This window comes from Proteus sp. G3927, assembly GCF_963894685.1.
Classification (GTDB): domain Bacteria; phylum Pseudomonadota; class Gammaproteobacteria; order Enterobacterales; family Enterobacteriaceae; genus Proteus; species Proteus mirabilis.
Genome location: NZ_CAWQGX010000012.1, coordinates 26,832 through 48,695 on the forward strand (window position 1 = coordinate 26,832; position 21,864 = coordinate 48,695).

Genomic DNA, 21,864 nt, shown 5'->3' on the forward strand with positions numbered 1-21,864 from the left:
GCAATTAAAAGTCTCAAATCAACTCAGGAGAAAAATACCTTTAGTGTCGATTACGAACAATTTGGTAACGGCGCGTTAGATACTCAATTGGCACGCTCCAAATATGAACTAAACGGCAGAATGGGAACAATAAAAAAATCGTCATACCTAGGAATATGTGCAATTTAAAAATAAGTGCAACACCTTCAAGATTTGCCGAAGCACCGCCATGGAATGTCACAATAGCTTGCGCCCATGCCACCAGCTTCATCATCTCACTACCATCCATATGCTGTGCAGAGAATGGGATAGTCAGTAAGCCGAGTGCAACTTGGACAACCAGCAAGGTTAAGATCATGATGTCACCAAATGACGATGTTGCTCTTACTCGTGCATTCGTCAAACGACGTTTTAACAGCATAATGCCGCCAATCAGCATTAATACACCACAAGTACCACCACCAACCATCGCCATAATTTGTTTATATTCAATTGGTAGAAAAGATTGATACATCCAGTGTGGCGTTAACATCCCCAGAAAATGGCCTGCAAAAATGCCGATAATACCAATATGGAATAAGTTCGAAGCAAGTCGCATGTTTTTCTTGTCTAACATCTGACTGGAGCCTGCACGCCATGTATATTGACCATAATCATAACGTAACCAACTACCGATAAGAAAAACAGCACCAGCAATATAGGGGTAGATATCAAAAAACAACATATTAACGTAATTCATTTTTGTGCTCCCATATCCAGCGAATTACCGACGTTGAGATATTGAACAGGCGTTTCTTGCGCAAAACGTCGCTGATGCTGGCTAATATTGTTACTACCACATTGCGCACTTTCACCTAGAAACGTCACTTGCTCTTCTTCCCATACGGCATCTAATGCAGCCGGCGTATCATCTACAGGCTCTTTTTCTACTTGAGCCGCCAGTTGTGAAGCGTCTAACTCACTTTGTGAGAGACAAAGCAATACATCAAAAAGAGCGTGATAATCACTGCCTCGCTGTTTTAAACGCTCACTCAGCAATGCCAAAATAGGGGCAATATTATTAAGCCCTTCAATACTTTCATCGGTAGGCAATAGCGTTAAATACTCAAGATAAGTAGGTAAGTAATCAGGCAATTCACGACTACTTAAAGTGATCCCTGCTTGTTGATACTGATTAAGCAGATCAACCATTGCCTGACCACGATCACGCGATTCACCATGTACATGTTCAAATAACAATAGCGATCTCGCTCTACCTCGATCAAAAATCTCACTGTAATTCGCTTGTGCATCCAGCAGATCTTGCTGCGTGAGTTCACGAATAAACGCCATTAATTTTGCGACTTGCGTGACAGGAAGCTCGTCAGCTTCCTGCAATGCATCAATGATCTCATTACGATGTTCCCAGAGATCTTCGCTGGGATAATCCAATAACAGAGAAATAACTTTCAAAGAGATCATCATATTTTCTCCTCAGAACGGCGCTCATCTTGAGGGGTTTTGGAAGTGATATCGATGGCATCAATACGATGGCTATTAAACAGATTAAATTTACTCTCGCTGCCATGACAACCATCACCAAAACTAAAACCACAGCCGTTACGCTCAGGAAAAGCTTCTCTTGCTAACTCACGATGGCTAGAAGGAATAACAAAGCGATCTTCATAATTGGCAATCGCCAAATAGCGATACATCTCTTGTGCCTGTGCTTCGGTTAATCCCACTTGCTCTAATGCTGTCAAATCGGTTTTACCTTCTACCGTTTCTGCGCGTTTATAATGGCGCATTGCCAACATTCTTTTTAATGCTAATAACACTGGCGCTGTATCGCCTGCGGTCAGCAAATTAGCCAAATATTGGACAGGAATACGTAAACTTTCTACATCCGGTAATACTCCCGTATGTGGCAACACTCCTGCATCAGCCGCAGATTGAATAGGTGACAGAGGTGGCACATACCACACCATGGGTAAAGTACGATATTCAGGGTGTAGTGGTAATGCTAGCTTCCAATCCACCGCCATTTTATAAACCGGCGAACGTTGGGCTGCATCAATCACACTTAATGGAATACCTTGCTCTTCTGCAGCTTTAATAACTTCAGGATCGAAGGGATCTAAAAAGATATCTAATTGACTTTGGTATAAGTCTTTTTCATTATCAGCACTGGCGGCTTGTGAAATTTTATCTGCGTCATACAGCATCACACCAAGATAACGAATACGTCCAACACAGGTTTCTGAGCATAGAGTTGGTTGACCTGATTCGATGCGCGGATAACAGAAAATACATTTTTCTGACTTACCGCTTTTCCAGTTAAAGTAGATTTTTTTGTATGGACACCCTGTTAAACACATGCGCCAACCACGACACTTATCTTGATCGATAAGCACAATACCATCCTCAGCACGTTTATAAATCGCACCACTTGGACAGGTCGCGACACAAGCAGGATTTAAGCAGTGTTCACATAAACGAGGTAAATACATCATAAATGTATTTTCAAACTGCCCATACATCTCTTTTTGCATATTGGCGAAGTTTTTATCCGCAGCACGTTTGCTAAATTCGCCCCCTAAATCATCTTCCCAGTTTGGGCCTTTTTCGATCTTGGTCATACGCTGACCGGTTATCAACGAACGAGGACGTGCGGTGGGTAATGAGCCTTCTGGTGCATTTTTTAAATGCTCATAGTCATAATCAAATGGCTCATAATAATCATCTAATGCTGGCACATCTGGGTTGGCAAAAATCTTTGATAATAGCCCAACACGGTTACCCATTCTTGGTACTAACTTACCTTTAATATTTTTGATCCAGCCGCCTTTCCACTTCTCTTGATCTTCCCAATTTTGGGGATACCCTGTACCCGGTTTAGTTTCAACATTATTAAACCAAGCGTATTCCACACCTTCACGACTGGTCCAAACATTTTTACAGGTTACTGAACAGGTATGGCAACCGATACATTTGTCGAGGTTCAGTACCATACCGACTTGTGAACGAATTTTCATTATGCCTTCTCCTGTCCATTCAGGGTTTGTTGATAAGCATCGCCTTCACCATCAAGCCAATCAATCTGTTTCATCTTACGTACCACAACAAATTCATCGCGGTTAGAGCCCACAGTTCCATAGTAATTAAAGCTATAAGCCAACTGAGCGTATCCACCAATCATATGGGTCGGTTTAGGGCAAACACGCGTCACGGAATTATGAATACCGCCACGCATTCCAGTTATTTCAGAGCCTGGTAGGTTTATTTGGCGCTCTTGTGCGTGATACATATAAATCATGCCATCAGGAATACGTTGGCTCACAATCGCTCTTGCGGTTAACGCACCATTACTGTTGTATGCTTCAACCCAATCGTTATCACTAATACCCATCTCTTTAGCATCATCTTCACTCAGCCAAACCACAGGGCCACCACGACCGAGGGTTAACATCAGTAAGTTATCGCTATACGTTGAGTGAATACCCCATTTTTGGTGAGGCGTCAGGAAGTTCAGCGCTTTTTCTGGGAAGCCGTTCGGTTTTTTACCTTTCACGGCTTCGATTGCCTTAGTATCAATAGGTGGACGATAAACCACTAAACTTTCGCCATAAGCACGCATCCACTCATGATCTTGATATAACTGCTGACGGCCACTTAAAGTACGCCAAGGGATCATCTCGTGAACATTGGTATAACAAGCGTTATAAGAGACATGCTCATCTTCCAGACCAGACCATGTAGGACTTGAAATGATCTTACGAGGTTGAGCAACGATATCGCGGAAACGAATTTTCTCATCTTCTTTTACTTTAGCTAAATGAGTGTGATCGCGTCCTGTCACTTTACTTAGTGCATCCCACGCTTTTACCGCCACTTGACCATTCGTTTCAGGTGCTAAAGAGAGGATAACTTCGGCTGCATCAATTGCGGTTTCAATCGCCGGGCGCCCTTTTGCCACACCCTCATGACGAACGCGATTAAGTTTTTTCAGGAAATCAACTTCTGTCTGTGTATTCCAACCGATCCCTTTACCGCCATTACCTAATTTATCCATTAACGGCCCAAGTGAGGTAAAACGAGCATAGGTGTTTGGATAATCACGCTCCACAGGAATAAGATGCGGTGCAGTTTTCCCCGGGATAAGGTCACATTCACCTTTTTTCCAATCTTTGACATCAAATGGTTGTGCCATTTCAGCTGCGGAGTCATGTTGTATTGGCTGTGTCACTAAATCGGTTTCAACCCCTAAATGACCGACACACAATTTAGAGAAGGTTTTAGCAATACCTTTATAAATTTCCCAATCGGTTTTAGACTCCCAAGCGGGATCTACCGCGGCGGTTAATGGATGAATAAATGGATGCATATCCGAGGTATTCATATCATCTTTTTCATACCATGTGGCGGTTGGTAACACGATATCGGAGAACAGACAGGTACTTGACATACGAAAGTCTAAAGTCACCACTAAATCGACCTTACCCTCACCGCCTTTATCTTGCCATTCTACTTCTTGTGGCTTAACTTGGCCTTGTTCACCTAAATCTTTACCTTGTAATCCATTTTCCGTCCCTAATAGATATTTCAGTAAATATTCATGCCCTTTACCTGCAGATCCCAATAAATTAGAACGCCAGATAAATAAGTTACGAGGGAAGTTTTGCGGATTATCCGGTTGCTCTGATGCAAAACGGATCTCACCTGATTTCAGAGCATTAACGGTATAATCCGTTGCACTGACGCCAGCTTGTTGAGCTTTTTTGGTAATAGATAATGGGTTAACGTTTAATTGCGGTGCTGATGGTAACCACCCCATACGCTCCGAACGCACATTCATATCAATTAAGCTACCGCTAAAGCGTGATTTATCTGCTAAAGGTGATAGTAATTCTGTCGGTGATACCGTTTCATAGCGCCATTGACTTGAATGATTATAGAAAAATGACGTGCTATTCATATGACGAGGTGGACGCTGCCAATCCAGACCAAAAGCTAATGGCAACCAACCTGTTTGTGGACGCAGTTTTTCTTGTCCCACATAGTGAGCCCATCCACCACCACTTTGGCCAATACAACCACAGAAGATCAGCATATTGATAATGCCACGGTAGGTCATATCCATGTGATACCAATGGTTAATGCCCGCACCGACAATCACCATTGAACGACCATGTGTTTTTTCTGCATTATCAGCAAATTCACGTGCAATGCGGATAATATCTTGACGGCTAACCCCTGTTACTTGTTCAGCCCATGCGGGTGAATAGGCTTTGATCTCATCATAGTTTGTCGCACAGTTTTCATCATTTAAACCACGATCGACACCATAGTTAGCCAGTAATAAGTCATAAACGGTAGTGACATATTTTTCTTCGCCATTGGCAAGAGTAATGCGTTTTGCTGGCAGTTTATGAACGAGAACATCATCCAGGGCAACACCTTCAAAGTATTCACTCTTGATGCCACCAAAGTAAGGAAATGCAACGTCAACCACATCATCATGGTTTTCTAAAAGACCCAATTGTAAAGTGACTTCTTCACCACTCTTACCGTCTTTAGGCTCTAGATTCCATTTGGCAGCGCCTTCCCAACGAAAACCCATTGAACCTTGAGGAGCGACCAATTGCTGTGTTTTCTCATCAATAGCAATGGTTTTCCATTCTGGATTTTTCTCCTGATCGAGATTATTCACTAAATCAGCGGCACGTAGCATGCGACCCGCAACTAACTTGCCAGAGTCATGCTTATCTAACATCACTAACATTGGCATGTCAGTGTAAGTGCGCACATAGTTACTAAAGTATTCAGTTTGGCGTTTAACGTGGAATTCGTTAAGAATAACGTGTCCCATCGCCATTGCCATGGCGCTATCTGTACCTTGTTTTGGGTTTAACCACTGGTCACACAGTTTAGCAATTTCAGCATAATCAGGTGTTACTGCTACCGTTTTGGTGCCTTTATAACGAACTTCGGTAAAAAAGTGAGCATCTGGCGTACGGGTTTGAGGTACGTTTGAACCCCATGCAATCAGATAAGAAGAGTTATACCAGTCAGCTGACTCTGGCACATCTGTTTGCTCCCCCCAAGTCATTGGTGAGGCAGGTGGTAAATCACAATACCAATCGTAAAAACTTAAGCAAGCACCACCAATAAGAGATAAATAGCGGGCACCGGCGGCGTAAGACACCATTGACATTGCCGGAATAGGTGAGAAACCAATAATACGATCTGGGCCAAAAGTTTTAGCGGTATAGACGTTAGAGGCAGCAATAATTTCATTCACTTCAGACCATGAAGAGCGAACAAAACCACCACGACCACGTGCTTGTTTATAACTTTTCGTTTTTTCGGGAGCATTAACAATCGATGCCCATGCATCAACTGGATCAGCGTGTTGCGCTTTGGCTTCACGCCATAATTTGATCAGACGTTTACGCACCATTGGGTATTTAACGCGGTTAGCGCTATATAAATACCATGAATAGCTCGCACCACGGGGACAACCACGGGGTTCATGATCAGGCAGATCAGGACGAGTTCGTGGATAGTCTGTTTGCTGGGTTTCCCATGTTACTAAGCCGTTTTTGACATAAATTTTCCAGCTACATGATCCGGTGCAGTTAACACCATGTGTAGAACGCACGATTTTGTCATGCTGCCAACGGCTACGATAACTATTTTCCCAGTCGCGATTAACATTTAACTCTTGCCCGTGATCTTGTGAAAACGTATCACCAAGCTGTTTAAAATAGCGGAATCTATCGAGAAATTTACTCATCAGATACTCTCCCAATGCGCATTAGCGCGCTCACATTGCGTATAATTCGTCATTATTATTTATTGTGTTTACGTCCATAAACCAACCAAGTGATCAGAACGCAGGCGATATAGAACAGAACGAAGATTTTCATTGCCCCAGCAGGTGAACCCGTCATAGCAAGGGATGTACCAAAGGCTTTAGGAATAAAGAAGCCACCAATCGCACCGATTGCAGAGATAAAACCCAATGCAGCTGCACTTTCTGTTACGGCTTCTTTTTGCGCAGCTTCATCTGAAGCCCCTTGTGCCTTCATGCGATCAATGGTGATTTTTCTAAATACCACGGCAATCATTTGGAATGTTGAACCACTGCCTAGCCCTGCAGTTAAAAACAGCACCATAAACACGCCATAGAAAGCAATAAACGATCCACCAGCACCATTTTCCGGTAGGGTTAAGAACAGGAGCACTGAGAAAATAGCCATAATGATAAAGTTGATAAGCGTCACTTTAATGCCACCAAATTTATCAGATAGCGCACCTCCCACAGGGCGAGCTAATGCTCCAAGTAAAGGACCAAAGAAGGCATAATGTAAAATGACAATATCGGGGAACTGGGTTTTCGATAACATTGCAAACCCGGCAGAAAAGCCGATAAAAGAACCAAAAGAGCACAGATAGAGGATACTGAGTAACCAAAGATGACCACGTCTTAAAACAGGTAGCTGTTGACTTAAAGAAGCTTTATTAGCAGCCAGATCATTCATGCCAAACCAAGCCGCAAAGGTAAAGATAAGCAAGAAAGGTACCCAAATCCACGCCGCATTCTCTAGCCATAAACGTGAGCCATCAGGTTGAACGACACCGGGGCCACTAAACATAGCAAAAACGCCCACACTGACAACCAAAGGCGCGATTAATTGCATCACGCTGACACCTAAGTTACCCAGTCCGCCATTTAATCCTAATGCACCGCCTTGGTGTGCTTTAGGAAAAAAGAAGCTGATATTTGCCATACTCGATGCGAAGTTTGCACCAGCAAAACCACACAGCAGAGAGATAACGATAAAAGTGGAATAAGATGTTGTGAGATCTTGCACGGCAAACCCTAGCCAGAGACAAGGAATAATCAGAAATACCGTACTAATAGCCGTCCAACGACGACCACCAAAAATAGGAATAACAAAAGAGTAAGGGACACGTAGTAGCGCACCTGAAACAGAGGGTAGAGCAGTCAGCATAAAGAGCTGATCAGTGGTAAAATTAAAGCCAACCTTATTTAAATTGACAGCGACTGCACTAAATAGCATCCAGACGCAGAAGGATAGCAGTAGACAAGGAACAGAAATCCATAAATTACGCGATGCGATTTTTTGACCAGTTTTTTCCCAAAAAGCTTTATCTTCAGGATGCCAATTTTCGATCACCCCTTTTCTCATTTTTTCTGGATGTTGAGAAAGTGCCATAACAACCTCGGTTAACGGTTAAATTGGCTTCTTTTTACGGTGAGATGGGTTTACGAGTCATGATCTGCATCAAGCAAGATTTTGTTTGATTTTTCATCTAAATCTATGTTTTATACCTAAGTATTAATAGGGTTACGTGACTATTTTAAATGTAAATCAATAAATTAGGTAAAATCACTTACTCTTTATTAAACACATTACAATACTTAGATATTTAGAGGTACTCCCTTTGGAGTATATGTTATTTAGCGGTTTTTTAAGGCAAGATAGACCAGATCAAACTGGGAATACATCATGAAAATGCACAACATTCAATGGCATTATCGCTTTTCAATTATTAATCAAATCGCTATTTTAATGTTGCTTTTCACACTATTTGGTGTGGTAGGTATGGCTATTTCTAATCACATTATTTTAAGCGTACAAGGCAACGCCCACGCCATTAATAAATCCGGCTCACTGCGCATGCAAAGCTATCGTTTACTCTCAGCCTTACCCCTTGATGATAAGCACCGTGACTATCTACAAGAATTAGAAAATGATTTAGATAGTAAAGAGTTACGTCAAGTATTAAGCACCTCATCACTGCAATCACAATATGTACAACTGACTCATTACTGGAAAGAGACATTAAAACCAACTTTGTCAGCAGCCAAACAGCCTAATGATGCGAAACAAGAAGTTATCTTTTTTGTTTCTCAACTCGATACATTAGTATCAAGTATTGACCAACTTACTGAACAAAAAATCCGCCTAGTCGCTTATACTCAACTTATCTTTACCGCTCTTACCTTATTACTGCTGTTTGGTTCTGTTTGGCATTTTCGTCGTCGTTTATTACTGCCTTGGCAACAATTGATGTCCATGGCTAATTCTATTGGACATGGTGATTTTTCAACTCGTTTTCGGCCTCGTCCTCACCATGATGAAATTGCCACACTAGGAATTGCACTTAACACCATGTCAGAAGAGCTATCGACGCTCTACAGTGAATTAGAACAACGAGTCATTGAAAAGACCCATGATTTACAACAGAAAAATAAGGTTCTCTCTTATCTTTATCACTCAAGTCAACAACTGCATTCCCAAGCGCCACTTTGCGCTCGCTTAAGGCAGATCCTTGCAGAGCTACAGCATATTATTCCTGATAGCTATTTGCAGATCCGTCTATATGAAGATAATCAACATACATTATTTAATGAGATAAGCTTAGCCCCTTCCTCACGCCCTGAATATTGTCCAACGCCAGACTGTGAGCGTTGCAATGAAGATGCCAGCATCACTACACCGTTAAATAATCGCTTATTACATTGGGAATTGACCGATCAGATCCACCGCTACGGTTTATTCGTAATGCAGTTACCGGAAAATAGTGTACTTACTGACGAACAGAATAATTTAATGCTCTTATTGACTAAGCAAATTTCCGCAATGCTTGCCATGGAGCAACAAAATGAACAGCAACAACAGCTATTATTAATGGATGAGCGTTCAGCGATTGCACGTGAATTACATGATTCGATTGCTCAATCGCTATCATGTTTAAAAATGCAGGTCAGTTATCTACAAATGCAATCGGAAACCTTGCCAGATAACTGTCAAAAACTACTAAAAGAGATGCGAGAAGAGCTAAATGTGGCTTATCGTCAGTTAAGAGAATTACTGACCACATTTCGCTTGAAATTGACAGAACCTGGCTTATTAGCCGCATTAGAAAATACAATAAATGAATTTAATCAACGTTTAGGGTTTGCTATCCATTTTGATTATCAGTTACCTGCAAAATGTGTTAATTCACATCAAAGTATTCATGTGGTGCAAATTGTCCGTGAAGCATTAAATAATATTCTGCAACATGCGAATGCAAACTGGGCTGAAGTCGCATTAACACTTAATAATGGCATCGTTGAACTGCAAATTAATGATAATGGTGAAGGTATTACGCCTAATCCCGAAAAGATAAATCACTACGGACTGATTATTATGCGTGAACGCGCGAATAGTCTGAATGGCTCTTATAGTATAAGGGTTCGCAAAGAAGGTGGAACGCAAGTATTTGTCACATTTCCGTTAATCACTACCCATAAAGATCCTATCGAAAAGGGAGCAAATCATAATGAATAATATGGGAGCAGTCGCAGACAAAGCGACTATTTTATTAATTGATGATCACCCGATGTTACGCAATGGTGTGAAACAACTTTTAAGTCTTGATACAACATTAACCGTCGTTGGTGAAGCTGGCGATGGTATTCAAGGGGTAAAATTAGCTGAAGAATTAGATCCTGATTTAATCCTACTCGATCTCAATATGCCGGGTATGAATGGTTTTGAAACACTCGATCAATTGCGATTACGATCGCTCTCTGGGCGGATCGTTGTGTTTAGTGTATCAAACTACAGTGATGATCTGATCACCGCCTTAAAACGAGGAGCGGATGGCTATCTCTTAAAAGACATGGAGCCAGAAGAGCTATTAGCCGCTTTAAAGCAAGCAGCCGCAGGGAAAATGGTGGTTAGCCCAACATTAACCCCCATTTTAGCGCAGTCACTGCGAGAAGATCGTTCTGAAGGTGAGCGGGATATCGACCAACTCACCCCACGAGAGCGTGATATTTTAAAGCTGATAGCACAAGGGCTATCCAATAAGATGATCGCACGTAAACTCGATATTACTGAAAGTACGGTTAAAGTACATGTCAAACATCTACTCAAAAAGATGAAATTAAAATCTCGTGTTGAAGTCGCGGTTTGGGTTCATCAACAACGTGTGGATTAATCAAAATTGGGCACAATGGGTTGGTGAATATTCATTAACTCCACCAATTCCTTTGCCCCTTTTTGTAGTGACTCGCCTTTTAACCACATTGCATGTACCGGTAAGCGCAATTCATTTTTAGTATTTTTAAATTGCAGTTGTTTTAGTTTTCCCTTTTGTAACTGCGTATAAATCAGCGAATAAGGTAAATTCCCCCAGCCCATCCCCGCTTCAACCATACCTAATGCCATTTGAAAGTTATCTGTTTGCCAGTAATTAGTCGCCACTAAAGAGCGTACATCTCTTATCTCTTGAGTATGGCTGGCTATCATTATCTGTCTTACATTCACTAAATCTTCAATAAATACCCCTGCAGGGTGAGCAAGTGCAATATGACTTGCCGAAATTGTGGCAACTAATGACTCAGAGCCCAAATATTGAAATTGTTCATCGCCATTGACGTATAACCCACCATACACGAGACATAATTGGATTTTACGTGCGTGCAGCATCTCAATAATGTCATCTTGTGCCGCGGTTACTACATTCACTTTTAGTAAGGGGTAACGCTGTGTTAACTCAGATAATGCCGGTAATAAATAATCGGGATTAATATCTGCCGCGACGCCAATATTTAATATACTTTCCAGATCCATTGAAAGCTCTTGTGCATGAACCTGTAATAGCTTTAATTGCTCAGCAATCATTCTGGCGTGAGGTTCAAGTGCTTTAGCTTTTTCTGTTGGCCGTGGCTCTCTTGATGAACGCTCAAACAGCGCATAACCTAATTCAGCCTCCATATTAGCAATCGCCATACTGACCGCAGAAGGAACACGTTTTAATGAACGCGCAGCCGCAGAAAAAGAGCCTTTATCCATAACGGCTAAAAATATCGCGATATGTTCACTTGAGAACTGCATGTTCACTCCTGATGTTTCAGTTAAATTGATATTAGCTAACTTTTTCTGTCACTATTACTGATTTATCTTACGATGCTTAACCACACTGATCCACAAAAAAAGAGAGTATCATGCAAGGTATTAAGCGAAAAATTGTCTATGTTACCGCTTATGAAGTATTTGGTTGGGTTATCTCATCGGTAGGACTGGCGCTTTTAGCCGATAGTTCAACCGCTGTTACGGGGCCACTCGCACTCATTATTACCACTATCGCGGTAAGTTGGAATTTTATTTATAACTGTTTATTTGAATTTTGGGAGAGTCGACAAAAGTCGAGAATTCGCACCTTTAGACGCCGTCTTGCTCATGCGGTAGGTTTTCAGCTTACGTTGGTGGTTTACCTTATTCCGCTGATAGCTTGGTGGCTAGGGGTTTCATTATGGCAAGCACTGGTGATGGATTTTGCACTTATTATCATCATCCCTTGCTATACATTTGTCTATAACTGGGTATTTGACAAAATTTTTGGCTTACCAAAATCAGCATTACCCGAAGATGTACCTGTTGCTTAATAAAGTGATGTAGAAGTGATCGTTATTTCGATCACTTCTCTATTGGATAAATATCTTCTAACGCAAATTGTTCAATCCCACCTTCTAATTCACAACGCCCTAACCCAATATTTTTATCATCTGCCGTCGTCCTTCTTAGCAATTTACCGGTCACTTGTGATAATGCGCTATCTAACTCCAACACACGATAATATTCCTTCATATAGCTCTCTTCACCCAATGCCATATAAACCAAAAACTCATCGCCGACTTTAATGTTCATATATACCCTTATTTTTCATTATCCTGCTAAATTCAATGATGAAAATTAGTCTAACTAATCATTATCCATTAAAAATTGACTTATTCGATATTACATTAAATTAATTTATTAGTTTCCAACTCATCATAATGATGCTGATCAGAATAAATAACAGAGTTAAATATTGAAAAAAGCGCTCAGATAAATACACCAGTAAATAGCGCGCTAAAGGAATCGAAATAAGTGATCCTAAACAAAGAATGATGGCCGTATGCACATCGGTATAGCCACCAGCACTATAAGCAATAGCAGAGCCACCTGACAAGATTGTAGTAATAAATATAGAACTACCGATCGCTTCCTTAATATTCATTTGTGCAAAACGCATAAGCACAGGTAAGACAACCAATCCCCCACCAACCCCCGTCGCCCCTAAGACAAATCCGGCACTCATACCGGGAACAAAAAGAGAACTCAGAGGAATTGATGAGCTAGGTGCCAATGATGATAACGGATGTGATGATGTAGATTTTTTGAATATTCGTTGTAAAAAAAGGAACATTGAAAAGATAATCGCCACAATCATCAGGATATTAATGCCTAATTCAACTTGCTGATAATATTGAGGTTGTGATCCCAACCAGGTTACCCCATAGCTGGCTAAAAATGTGGCCGGAAACATGATCCCTAAAATCAATAATGCTGGTTTTAATGGAATATTTCCTAAACGAAAATGAATATAAGAAGAGGAAATTTTCATTAACATCGATAATAAATTAGCGGTCGCCACTGCTGCTAATGCATTCATTCCAAATAAATAGATAAGCACAGGTAATAAGATAACACCACCCCCAACTCCCGTTGTGGTGATAACTAAACCTATAGCAGAACCAATAAGGAGTTGAGTGACCAGCAGCATCTAATTTCCTTTTGTAGAAAACATATTCAGTTTCGATTATAAGCAAAATAACTTATAACCAAAAGGAATTAGATATAACAAATAAGAATATAAAGACAGTTATTATAAAAAAGCCTCTTATTGCTAAGAGGCTTACTCGATAATTGTTTGATAACTCAGCTAGTTAATCTCAGCTAATAGACTGTCTGCTGAAAAATAGTCACCGGCTTTCGCCTTTTGCTGCAATACACCATGACAGGTAGCAACCACCTGTACTTCCATTTTCATCGCCTCCATAATGGCGATAACATCCCCTTGATTGACTTTATCACCATCGGATAATAACCAACTATGTAATATCCCTGAAATCGGTGCAGTGACCGCATTTTCCCGCACCTGACACTCTTTGTGCTCGCTAATAGCCGTGGGTATAACGGCCGAGAGTGAAAGTAATTGTGCGGGTAGCGCTAATTGATGACGACGACCATCTATTTCAATAAAGGTACGTACTAATGGTCCATTTTCTGCTGGTATACTACGAGGAAAATGACTGTTTTTTGCTTGAAAATCGCTTTCAATCCAACGAGTATGAACACTGAAGTTATCAATAAAATCAGGATGTTCCATCATTTCGCGATGAAAAGGTAATACACTGGCTACGCCTGCGATGTTAAATTCAGCTAAAGCTCGTCGCGCTCTCGCAATGGCTTGTTCACGACTTGCCCCTGTTACAATAAGTTTTGCCATCATTGAATCAAATTGACGTGATACTTGGTCATTTTCCGCCACACCACTATCAACACGAACGCCCGGCCCAGCCGGTTGACTAAATTGGCTAATTAAACCGGGGGTGGGTAAAAAACCTTTTGCCGGATCTTCTGCATTGATCCTAAACTCAAAACTATGACCACGAGGCTCAGGGGTTTCATTAATACTTAACGGTAATCCCTCAGCAATACGCAATTGTTCAATCACTAAATCAATACCGGCTGTTTCTTCAGTCACCGGATGCTCTACTTGTAGACGTGTATTCACTTCAAGGAAAGAGATTGTCCCGTTCGCACTCAATAAGAATTCTACCGTCCCCGCACCGATATAACCTGCTTTAGCACAAATGTCTTTTGCTGATTGATGAATACGTTGCCGTTGTTCATCAGTTAAATAAGGGGCAGGGGCCTCTTCAATAAGTTTTTGATTACGGCGCTGTAATGAACAATCTCGTGTACCAACTACCACGACATGGCCTAATTTATCAGCAATAATTTGTGCCTCAATATGGCGAGGCTTATCAAGAAATTGCTCAACATAGCATTCACCACGACCAAATGCGGTTACTGCTTCTCTTACCGCTGAATGGTAAAGCTCTTCAATTTCTGCCATATGATGGGCAATTTTTAGGCCTCGTCCACCACCACCAAATGCCGCTTTAATGGCGATAGGCAAGCCATACTGTTTCGCAAAATCCAGAACCTCTTTAGCATCACTAACCGGATCAGCAGTACCATTCACCAATGGTGCACCTACGGATTGTGCAATTTTACGCGCTTGAACTTTATCCCCTAATACTTCGATAGTCTGTGGATCTGGGCCAATCCAAAGGAGTCCCGCTTGCTGTACCGCTTTAGCGAAATCAGCTCGCTCAGAAAGGAAGCCATAACCAGGGTGGATCATGGTGGCTTTGCTTTTATGGGCAATTTCAATGATTTTATCTATCGCTAAATAACTTTCTTTCGGTGAGTTACCCTTTAAACCATAGGCTTCATCTGCAAGACGCACATGTAATGCATCTATATCATCATCTGCATAAATAGCAATGGACGTTGCACCATAATCCTGACAAGCACGAATAATACGAACTGCGATTTCACCTCTGTTAGCAATCAACACTCGATGCTTCACTCGTTGCTTTTGGTTAGTTGTTATCATGAGTGGCATACTCCTATCAATATTCTTGAAATAAAGTAATTGGGTTAAAACGAATTTTAGCGTTAATAGGGATTTGCCCCGCCAATGACAGATGGTATTCGGCAACTGCCCCAATTACGGGGTATCCTCCAGTGAGAGGATGATCATGAAGAAATAATACCGGTTGACCATTAATCGGTACTTGTATGGCGCCAATGCAAGTTCCTTCACTCGATAACTCTTGTTGTTGCTGACGTTCAAGCGATTTATCCCCCAATAGACGTAATCCGATACGGTTAGATTGTGGTGTCACTTGCCATAATTGTGAGGTTAATGTTTTTATCGCATCTTCTGTAAACCAATCCGTACGAGGCCCTAACACAATATCAAGGGTAACGATATCCTCTTGCTTTGGTAAACTGAAACTCGGTTGCTCTTGGCTAATAATGCCCGTTGATGCGTTATCATCGTTTAGATGAAGAATATCGCCATTTTGTAAGGCTCGAGGGCCAATCTGAGCTAAAGTATCAAACGCATAACTACCTAACACTGGGCTTAATTCAAAACCCCCTCTCACTGCCAGATAACTACGAACCCCCGCTGTAGGTATTCCTACTGTGATTTCATCTCCACTACGTATATCAATAGTTTGATAGGTAGAAAAAAAGGCTATATCTCCGGTCGTTTGTTTTAAGCTAATCGTACAATCTGCACCTGACAGCGCTATGACACAGTCTTGTTGCGCTTTTAGTATTAATCCACCTTGTGTTATTTCTAATGCTGCTAATGAAGGCGGGTTTCCCACTAAGCGATTCGCTGCATGTAACGCACATTTATCAAGTGCTCCTGATGCACTAACCCCCATTGATGCAGCACCTAAACGCCCTTCATCTTGAAATAAGGTTTGTAGACCTGCGGAAATAACATATAGCCCTTTATCCTTGTTAAAGGATAAAGCATTAATAGATTGTTTTTTCTCAGGTAATGAAACCGTCACTGGCGCTTTTTGTACATCAACAAACTGTACAGTATCACCAGGTAATAAAAATGCCGGCTGTTCACGTGAGAGATCCCACATTTTTATCTCTGTAGTACCAATTAATTGCCAGCCACCAGGGCTTTGCTGTGGGTAAACACCGCTAAATTCTCCCGCTAATCCTACAGAGCCTGCGGGGATACGTGTACGTGGTGTTTTACGTCGAGGAACATAAAGCTCAGTTTTATCAGCAATTAAATAAGCAAATCCCGGTGCAAACCCCGTAAAAGCAACTTGATAAGTTTGTTCTGTGTGTCTGCGGATCACCTCTGTCGCAGTGATCCCCAATAATTCAGCCACCTCATGCAAATCTTCTCCTTGATAATGAACGGGGATTGTTAATAAGTGACTTTGACGCATCGCGATCGCTTTTATCTCGATATTGCGCAATATTGCCACTAACTCTTTCGCCGTAATTAACCAAGGTACATATTGGATCAATAGTGTTTTTGCCGCTGGAACAATATCTTCTATCTCAGCAATATTGGCTTGCTTAATTGCTTCATAAAACGCCAATGTCTCTTTTAATGAAGTCAACTCAACTAATATGTGAGATAAATTAACAGGTAAAAAGCGCAAAATACGCCTCCCTTTTATTGCCAATAACGGATCGGGCGGCTGCTGTAATAGCATCAGGCGTTGCTTGCATAAAATAAGTCATTACGCCTCCTTTATTCCTATTGCAGATGTGAAAGGTTTTATCGCAATACCGTGTGTTATTAAGATCTCTTTGACACTTTTTGCGAGATTAACCGCATCAGGACTATCACCATGAACACAAATAGAATCCGCCTGTATAGCAGTAAAAGTACCCTCTATCGATTCAACACCCCCTTTTTGTACTAGCTTTAACATACGCTGAGCCACCAATTGAGGATCGTGTAATACAGCCCCCTCTTGTTTGCGCGAAACAAGTGTGCCATCAGCATGATAAGCTCTATCAGCAAAAGCTTCGGCAACAACATGTAATCCTTTCTCTTTCGCAAGTGTGATCAGTGGCGATCCCGCTAAAGCCACTAATATAAGTTGTGGATCAATAGCTAAAATAGCTTCAATAACCGCTAATGCTTGGCGTTTATCATGAGCAATGGTGTTATAAAGCGCACCATGAGGTTTAACATAAGTCACCTTCATACCGACAGCTTTTGCTAAACCTTGCAAAGCGCCAATTTGATAAATGACATCAGCGGTTAATTCATCACTGGCAATATCCATATTGCGTCGCCCAAAACCCACTAAGTCAGGATAAGCAACATGAGCACCTATCGCGACTTGATGCTGTTTCGCTGCTTTTAATGTTTTTAAAATGCCTTCTGGTGAACCGGCATGAAAACCACAAGCAATATTGGCACTGCTGACAATTTCAAGCACTGCAGCATCATTGCCCATACGCCATTGACCAAAGCTTTCACCTAAATCACTATTTAAATCTACCGCTTTTATCATCGTTATTATTCTCTTAAGCAATATTGAGGTAATTGAAAATAGCGCCAACAGACATGATCCCCATATACCAAGTCAAAGCGCAGACTAAAATTGCCGACCATTGCAACCACATTGGATATTTATAGCCATTCATAAGATCTTGACGACGCCATGCAACAAAAATAAATAACGTCATACCAATAGGTAAAATCAATCCGTTGAAGCCACCAGCAAAGACTAATAAGGCAGCAGGAGCTGTTCCCATAACCATATAAATTGCCAATGAAATAGCGATAAAAATAATGGTAGCAATATTGCGTTGACGCTCTGTAATACCCTTTTTAAACACGGTTATAAACGACATAGACGTATAAGCAGCACCAATCACACTAGTCAACGCAGCTGCCCATAAAATAAGACCAAAAATTCGTAGTCCAGTTAAGCCCGCTGCATGTTGGAATGCTTGAGAAGCAGGATTAGCCGCATGGCTGGAAATATCTAGTGTCACTCCACTTGCGACAACACCTAAAATTGCTAAAAATAGGATATAACGCATTAATCCAACCACTAATATCCCTTTAGTTGCCGCGCTAGATACCGCATCGATATTTTCAATACCTGTTGTACCTTTATCGAGCAGACGATGTGCTCCTGCATAACAAATATAACCACCAACCGTACCTCCGACGATGGTTGTTATAGTGGCAAAATTAATCGTATTAGGCAGTACTGTTTGTTTTAATGCTTCACCTATAGGAGGATTAGACGCAAACATTACAAAAAGTGTTAATAAAATCATCACGATGCCAAGAACAATGATCATGCGATCAATAAAATGACTCGCTTTGCGTGAAGAGAAGATATAAATCGCCAGTAAAGCACTTAAAACCCCACCCCATTTAGGATCCAGTCCTACCATGGCATTAAGCCCTAAACCAGCCCCAGCAATATTACCGACATTGAATACCAAACCACCAAAAATAACCAATACAGCTAATAAGTATCCACTACCGGGAATTGCCTTATTCGCAATATCAGAAGCGCGCATGTTAGTCACGGTAATGACTCGCCAAATACTTTGTTGCACAACAAAGTCAATAACGATAGAAGCTAATATCCCAAATGCAAAGGCTGCTCCCATCGTCGCTGTAAAGGTAGCTGTTTGCGTAATAAAACCTGGACCAATTGCAGATGTAGCCATTAAAAAAATCGCTGCAATTAATGATGAACGCCTATTTTTTATAAATGATGGTGATGTTGTATTCACAGGATCTTGTGTAGCCATAACTGGCCCCCTTTTATCATAATTATTTTAATTATTATTGCTTAGGTAAGTAGTAAGGCAATTAGCATGCCATTGTTGAGCACGGAGTAATAATTGTTAATCAATAGATATTAGATTGTTGAACAATTAATAATAATAGATGAATAAATAAGCAAATAGATTTAAATATACGATGATAAAAGTGCCAACAAGATCTCATTTTTAACATTTTGTTGACATTTGAGTGGAGGAATAAAAAATAGATATGCCCCAAAATAGCGCATAAAAAAGAGTTATGCGCAAAATTGGTGCATACATTTTGGCATCAAATACAGTTGATAATATAAAAATTTATTAAAGATTTTGTTAACTATTTTTAATAAAAACAAGGATAAAGAGAGTGAGGAAACTAGCACAGTTGTATATTAGAGGTTATATATTATATAGCTGACTGTTAGAATAGAGGCTTCTATTACGTTTATAGCAGAAGATAATGCAGAAAAAAACATCGCCACAGATCCTTTGCCAAAAAATCGCTGATATTATTCGCCAAAAAATTACTATCGGCGAATTACCTCCAGGAGAGAGGCTTTCAGAAGCTACTTTAAGCGAGCAGCTTGAAATATCTCGTAATACATTAAGAGAAGTATTTCGTATATTAACCCAAGAAGGCCTATTAACCTATAAACCTAATCGTGGTGTGTTTGTTTCTGTACCAGATATGGCATCAATTATGGATATTTATCGCGTAAGAAGGCTGATTGAATGTGATGCTTTACGACATGCCTATCCAATGCACCCAGCCATATCCCGCATGCAAGATAACGTTAATCAAGCAAAAATGTTTCAACAACAAAAAGATTGGAATAGCGTTGGAACCTGTAATATGCATTTCCATACCGCTATCGTCGAGCTTTCTGATAGCCCTAGGTTATTTAAACAATATCAACTTATTTTAGCAGAATTACGATTAGCCTTTGGTTTACTCAATGATCCCCAGTTATTACATGCTCCTTATATTGAGAAGAATGAGCATATTTTAACGCTATTAATGAATGGGAAAGCGCAAGAAGCGGCAATCGAAATGGAAAGTTATTTAGAAATATCCGAGCGAACCGTATTAGCCGCTTTTTCTCGCCACAACATCTGTTAATATCAACGAAAAATAGATAGTAAAATTGCCCTCATCTAGAGCATGCTTAAATTTACAGGATTAGTTTTCAAACGCAAAAAAGCCAACCCAGTGGGTTGGCTTTCTCGTCTTATTTAATGCTTGGCAGTTCCCTACTCTCACATGGGGAGACCCCACACTACCATCGGCGCTACGGCGTTTCACTTCTGAGTTCGGCATGGGATCAGGTGGGACCACCGCGCTATGGCCGCCAAGCAAATTCGGTTTTAATTACCCGTTATCTTCTGTTATCACAGTCTATAACCAGTAATTCAATCTTAAACAAGCTGACTTTATCGTTTCGTCTCTCTGACAAAACACTTTCGGTGTTGTCAGGTTAAGCCTCACGGTTCATTAGTACTGGTTAGCTCAACGTATCGCTACGCTTACACACCCAGCCTATCAACGTCTTAGTCTTAAACGTTCCTTTAGGTCGCTTAAAGCGACAGGGAAGACTCATCTCGAGGCAAGTTTCCCGCTTAGATGCTTTCAGCGGTTATCTCTTCCGCACTTAGCTACCGGGCAATGCCATTGGCATGACAACCCGAACACCAGTGGTGCGTTCACTCCGGTCCTCTCGTACTAGGAGCAACCCCTCTCAATCTTCCAACGCCCACGGCAGATAGGGACCGAACTGTCTCACGACGTTCTAAACCCAGCTCGCGTACCACTTTAAATGGCGAACAGCCATACCCTTGGGACCTACTTCAGCCCCAGGATGTGATGAGCCGACATCGAGGTGCCAAACACCGCCGTCGATATGAACTCTTGGGCGGTATCAGCCTGTTATCCCCGGAGTACCTTTTATCCGTTGAGCGATGGCCCTTCCATTCAGAACCACCGGATCACTAAGACCTACTTTCGTACCTGCTCGAGCCGTCACTCTCGCAGTCAAGCTGGCTTATGCCTTTGCACTAACCGCATGATGTCCGACCATGCTTAGCCAACCTTCGTGCTCCTCCGTTACTCTTTAGGAGGAGACCGCCCCAGTCAAACTACCCACCAGACACGGTCCCCGACCCAGTTTATGGGCCTAGGTTAGAACATCAAACGTTAAAGGGTGGTATTTCAAGGTTGGCTCCATGCAGACTGGCGTCCACACTTCAAAGCCTCCCACCTATCCTACACATCAAGGCTCAATGTTCAGTGTCAAGCTATAGTAAAGGTTCACGGGGTCTTTCCGTCTTGCCGCGGGTACACTGCATCTTCACAGCGAGTTCAATTTCACTGAGTCTCGGGTGGAGACAGCCTGGCCATCATTACGCCATTCGTGCAGGTCGGAACTTACCCGACAAGGAATTTCGCTACCTTAGGACCGTTATAGTTACGGCCGCCGTTTACTGGGGCTTCGATCAGGAGCTTCGCTTGCGCTAACCCCATCAATTAACCTTCCAGCACCGGGCAGGCGTCACACCGTATACGTCCACTTTCGTGTTTGCACAGTGCTGTGTTTTTAATAAACAGTTGCAGCCAGCTGGTATCTTCGACTGGCTT

Annotated in this window: 16 protein-coding genes and 2 rRNA genes; 4 read left to right on the top strand and 14 right to left on the bottom strand. The window is 41.5% G+C overall.

The window, feature by feature from the left end; genetic code table 11:
- Positions 1–40: 40 nt before the first annotated feature.
- From narI to AACV00_RS04370, 5 genes are read right to left on the bottom strand one after another with little or no spacing between them, the layout of a single operon-like run.
- Complete coding sequence (gene narI / locus AACV00_RS04350) at positions 41–718, bottom strand: respiratory nitrate reductase subunit gamma (protein WP_004245424.1); 678 nt, start codon at positions 716–718, stop codon at positions 41–43.
- Positions 715–1,440, bottom strand: a complete 726-nt coding sequence (gene narJ, locus AACV00_RS04355) for a nitrate reductase molybdenum cofactor assembly chaperone (protein ID WP_012368809.1) — start codon at positions 1,438–1,440, stop codon at positions 715–717. Before narJ ends, narI begins: the two co-directional genes overlap by 4 nt.
- Entirely contained in the window at positions 1,440–2,993 is a 1,554-nt protein-coding gene (gene narH, locus AACV00_RS04360; RefSeq protein WP_004245426.1) for a nitrate reductase subunit beta, read from the bottom strand. The genes narJ and narH overlap by 1 nt, the downstream gene beginning before the upstream one ends.
- Positions 2,993–6,754, bottom strand: a complete 3,762-nt coding sequence (locus AACV00_RS04365) for a nitrate reductase subunit alpha (protein WP_004248860.1) — start codon at positions 6,752–6,754, stop codon at positions 2,993–2,995. The genes narH and AACV00_RS04365 overlap by 1 nt, the downstream gene beginning before the upstream one ends.
- A 55-nt stretch (positions 6,755–6,809) precedes the next feature.
- Entirely contained in the window at positions 6,810–8,201 is a 1,392-nt protein-coding gene (locus AACV00_RS04370) for a NarK family nitrate/nitrite MFS transporter (protein ID WP_161679864.1), read from the bottom strand.
- Positions 8,202–8,495: 294 nt separating this feature from the next.
- Between AACV00_RS04370 and narX the strand changes: the two genes are divergently transcribed.
- Positions 8,496–10,325, top strand: a complete 1,830-nt coding sequence (narX, locus tag AACV00_RS04375) for a nitrate/nitrite two-component system sensor histidine kinase NarX (RefSeq protein WP_004248859.1) — start codon at positions 8,496–8,498, stop codon at positions 10,323–10,325.
- Between the two features lies 1 nt (position 10,326).
- The gene (gene narL / locus AACV00_RS04380; RefSeq protein WP_369744359.1) at positions 10,327–10,980 is read left to right on the top strand and encodes a two-component system response regulator NarL; all 654 of its coding nucleotides are present in this window, start codon (positions 10,327–10,329) and stop codon (positions 10,978–10,980) included.
- On the opposite strand, the gene AACV00_RS04385 is transcribed toward narL, so the two are convergent.
- On the bottom strand, positions 10,977–11,879 hold the full coding sequence (locus tag AACV00_RS04385; RefSeq protein ID WP_004245431.1) for a LysR family transcriptional regulator: 903 nt from the start codon (positions 11,877–11,879) through the stop codon (positions 10,977–10,979). The two genes, narL and AACV00_RS04385, sit on opposite strands and share 4 nt — an antisense overlap.
- Positions 11,880–11,989: 110 nt before the next feature.
- On the opposite strand from AACV00_RS04385, the gene AACV00_RS04390 reads away from it, so the two are divergent.
- The gene (locus AACV00_RS04390; protein WP_004245432.1) at positions 11,990–12,430 is read left to right on the top strand and encodes a PACE efflux transporter; all 441 of its coding nucleotides are present in this window, start codon (positions 11,990–11,992) and stop codon (positions 12,428–12,430) included.
- Positions 12,431–12,461: 31 nt separating this feature from the next.
- Here AACV00_RS04390 and AACV00_RS04395 read toward each other — a convergent pair whose 3' ends face one another.
- From AACV00_RS04395 to AACV00_RS04420, 6 genes are all read right to left on the bottom strand, one after another.
- On the bottom strand, positions 12,462–12,692 hold the full coding sequence (locus AACV00_RS04395; RefSeq protein ID WP_004245434.1) for a hypothetical protein: 231 nt from the start codon (positions 12,690–12,692) through the stop codon (positions 12,462–12,464).
- 100 nt (positions 12,693–12,792) lie between these two features.
- Positions 12,793–13,590 carry a sulfite exporter TauE/SafE family protein gene (locus AACV00_RS04400; RefSeq protein WP_036894122.1) on the bottom strand — a complete coding sequence of 266 codons (798 nt, stop codon included), beginning with the start codon at positions 13,588–13,590 and terminating at the stop codon, positions 12,793–12,795.
- 159 nt (positions 13,591–13,749) lie between these two features.
- Positions 13,750–15,495: an acetyl/propionyl/methylcrotonyl-CoA carboxylase subunit alpha gene (locus AACV00_RS04405; RefSeq protein WP_036908428.1), complete on the bottom strand. Its 1,746-nt coding sequence runs from the start codon at positions 15,493–15,495 to the stop codon at positions 13,750–13,752.
- Between the two features lie 16 nt (positions 15,496–15,511).
- A complete protein-coding gene (locus tag AACV00_RS04410; RefSeq protein ID WP_004252802.1) occupies positions 15,512–17,089 on the bottom strand; it encodes a 5-oxoprolinase subunit B/C family protein in 1,578 nt (525 codons plus the stop codon).
- A gap of 81 nt (positions 17,090–17,170) precedes the next feature.
- Positions 17,171–17,956 (bottom strand): LamB/YcsF family protein, encoded by a 786-nt coding sequence (locus AACV00_RS04415; RefSeq protein WP_004248853.1) that lies wholly within the window; start codon positions 17,954–17,956, stop codon positions 17,171–17,173.
- Between the two features lie 13 nt (positions 17,957–17,969).
- Entirely contained in the window at positions 17,970–19,220 is a 1,251-nt protein-coding gene (locus AACV00_RS04420) for an NRAMP family divalent metal transporter (protein WP_004245440.1), read from the bottom strand.
- 472 nt (positions 19,221–19,692) lie between these two features.
- Between AACV00_RS04420 and AACV00_RS04425 the strand changes: the two genes are divergently transcribed.
- Positions 19,693–20,352 (top strand): GntR family transcriptional regulator, encoded by a 660-nt coding sequence (locus tag AACV00_RS04425; protein WP_004245441.1) that lies wholly within the window; start codon positions 19,693–19,695, stop codon positions 20,350–20,352.
- Between the two features lie 118 nt (positions 20,353–20,470).
- Here the strand turns inward: AACV00_RS04425 and rrf are convergent.
- Positions 20,471–20,586 (bottom strand): 5S ribosomal RNA (rrf, locus tag AACV00_RS04430).
- A 117-nt stretch (positions 20,587–20,703) separates the two neighbouring features.
- Positions 20,704–21,864: ribosomal RNA gene (locus tag AACV00_RS04435) — 23S ribosomal RNA — on the bottom strand; the annotation flags it as partial.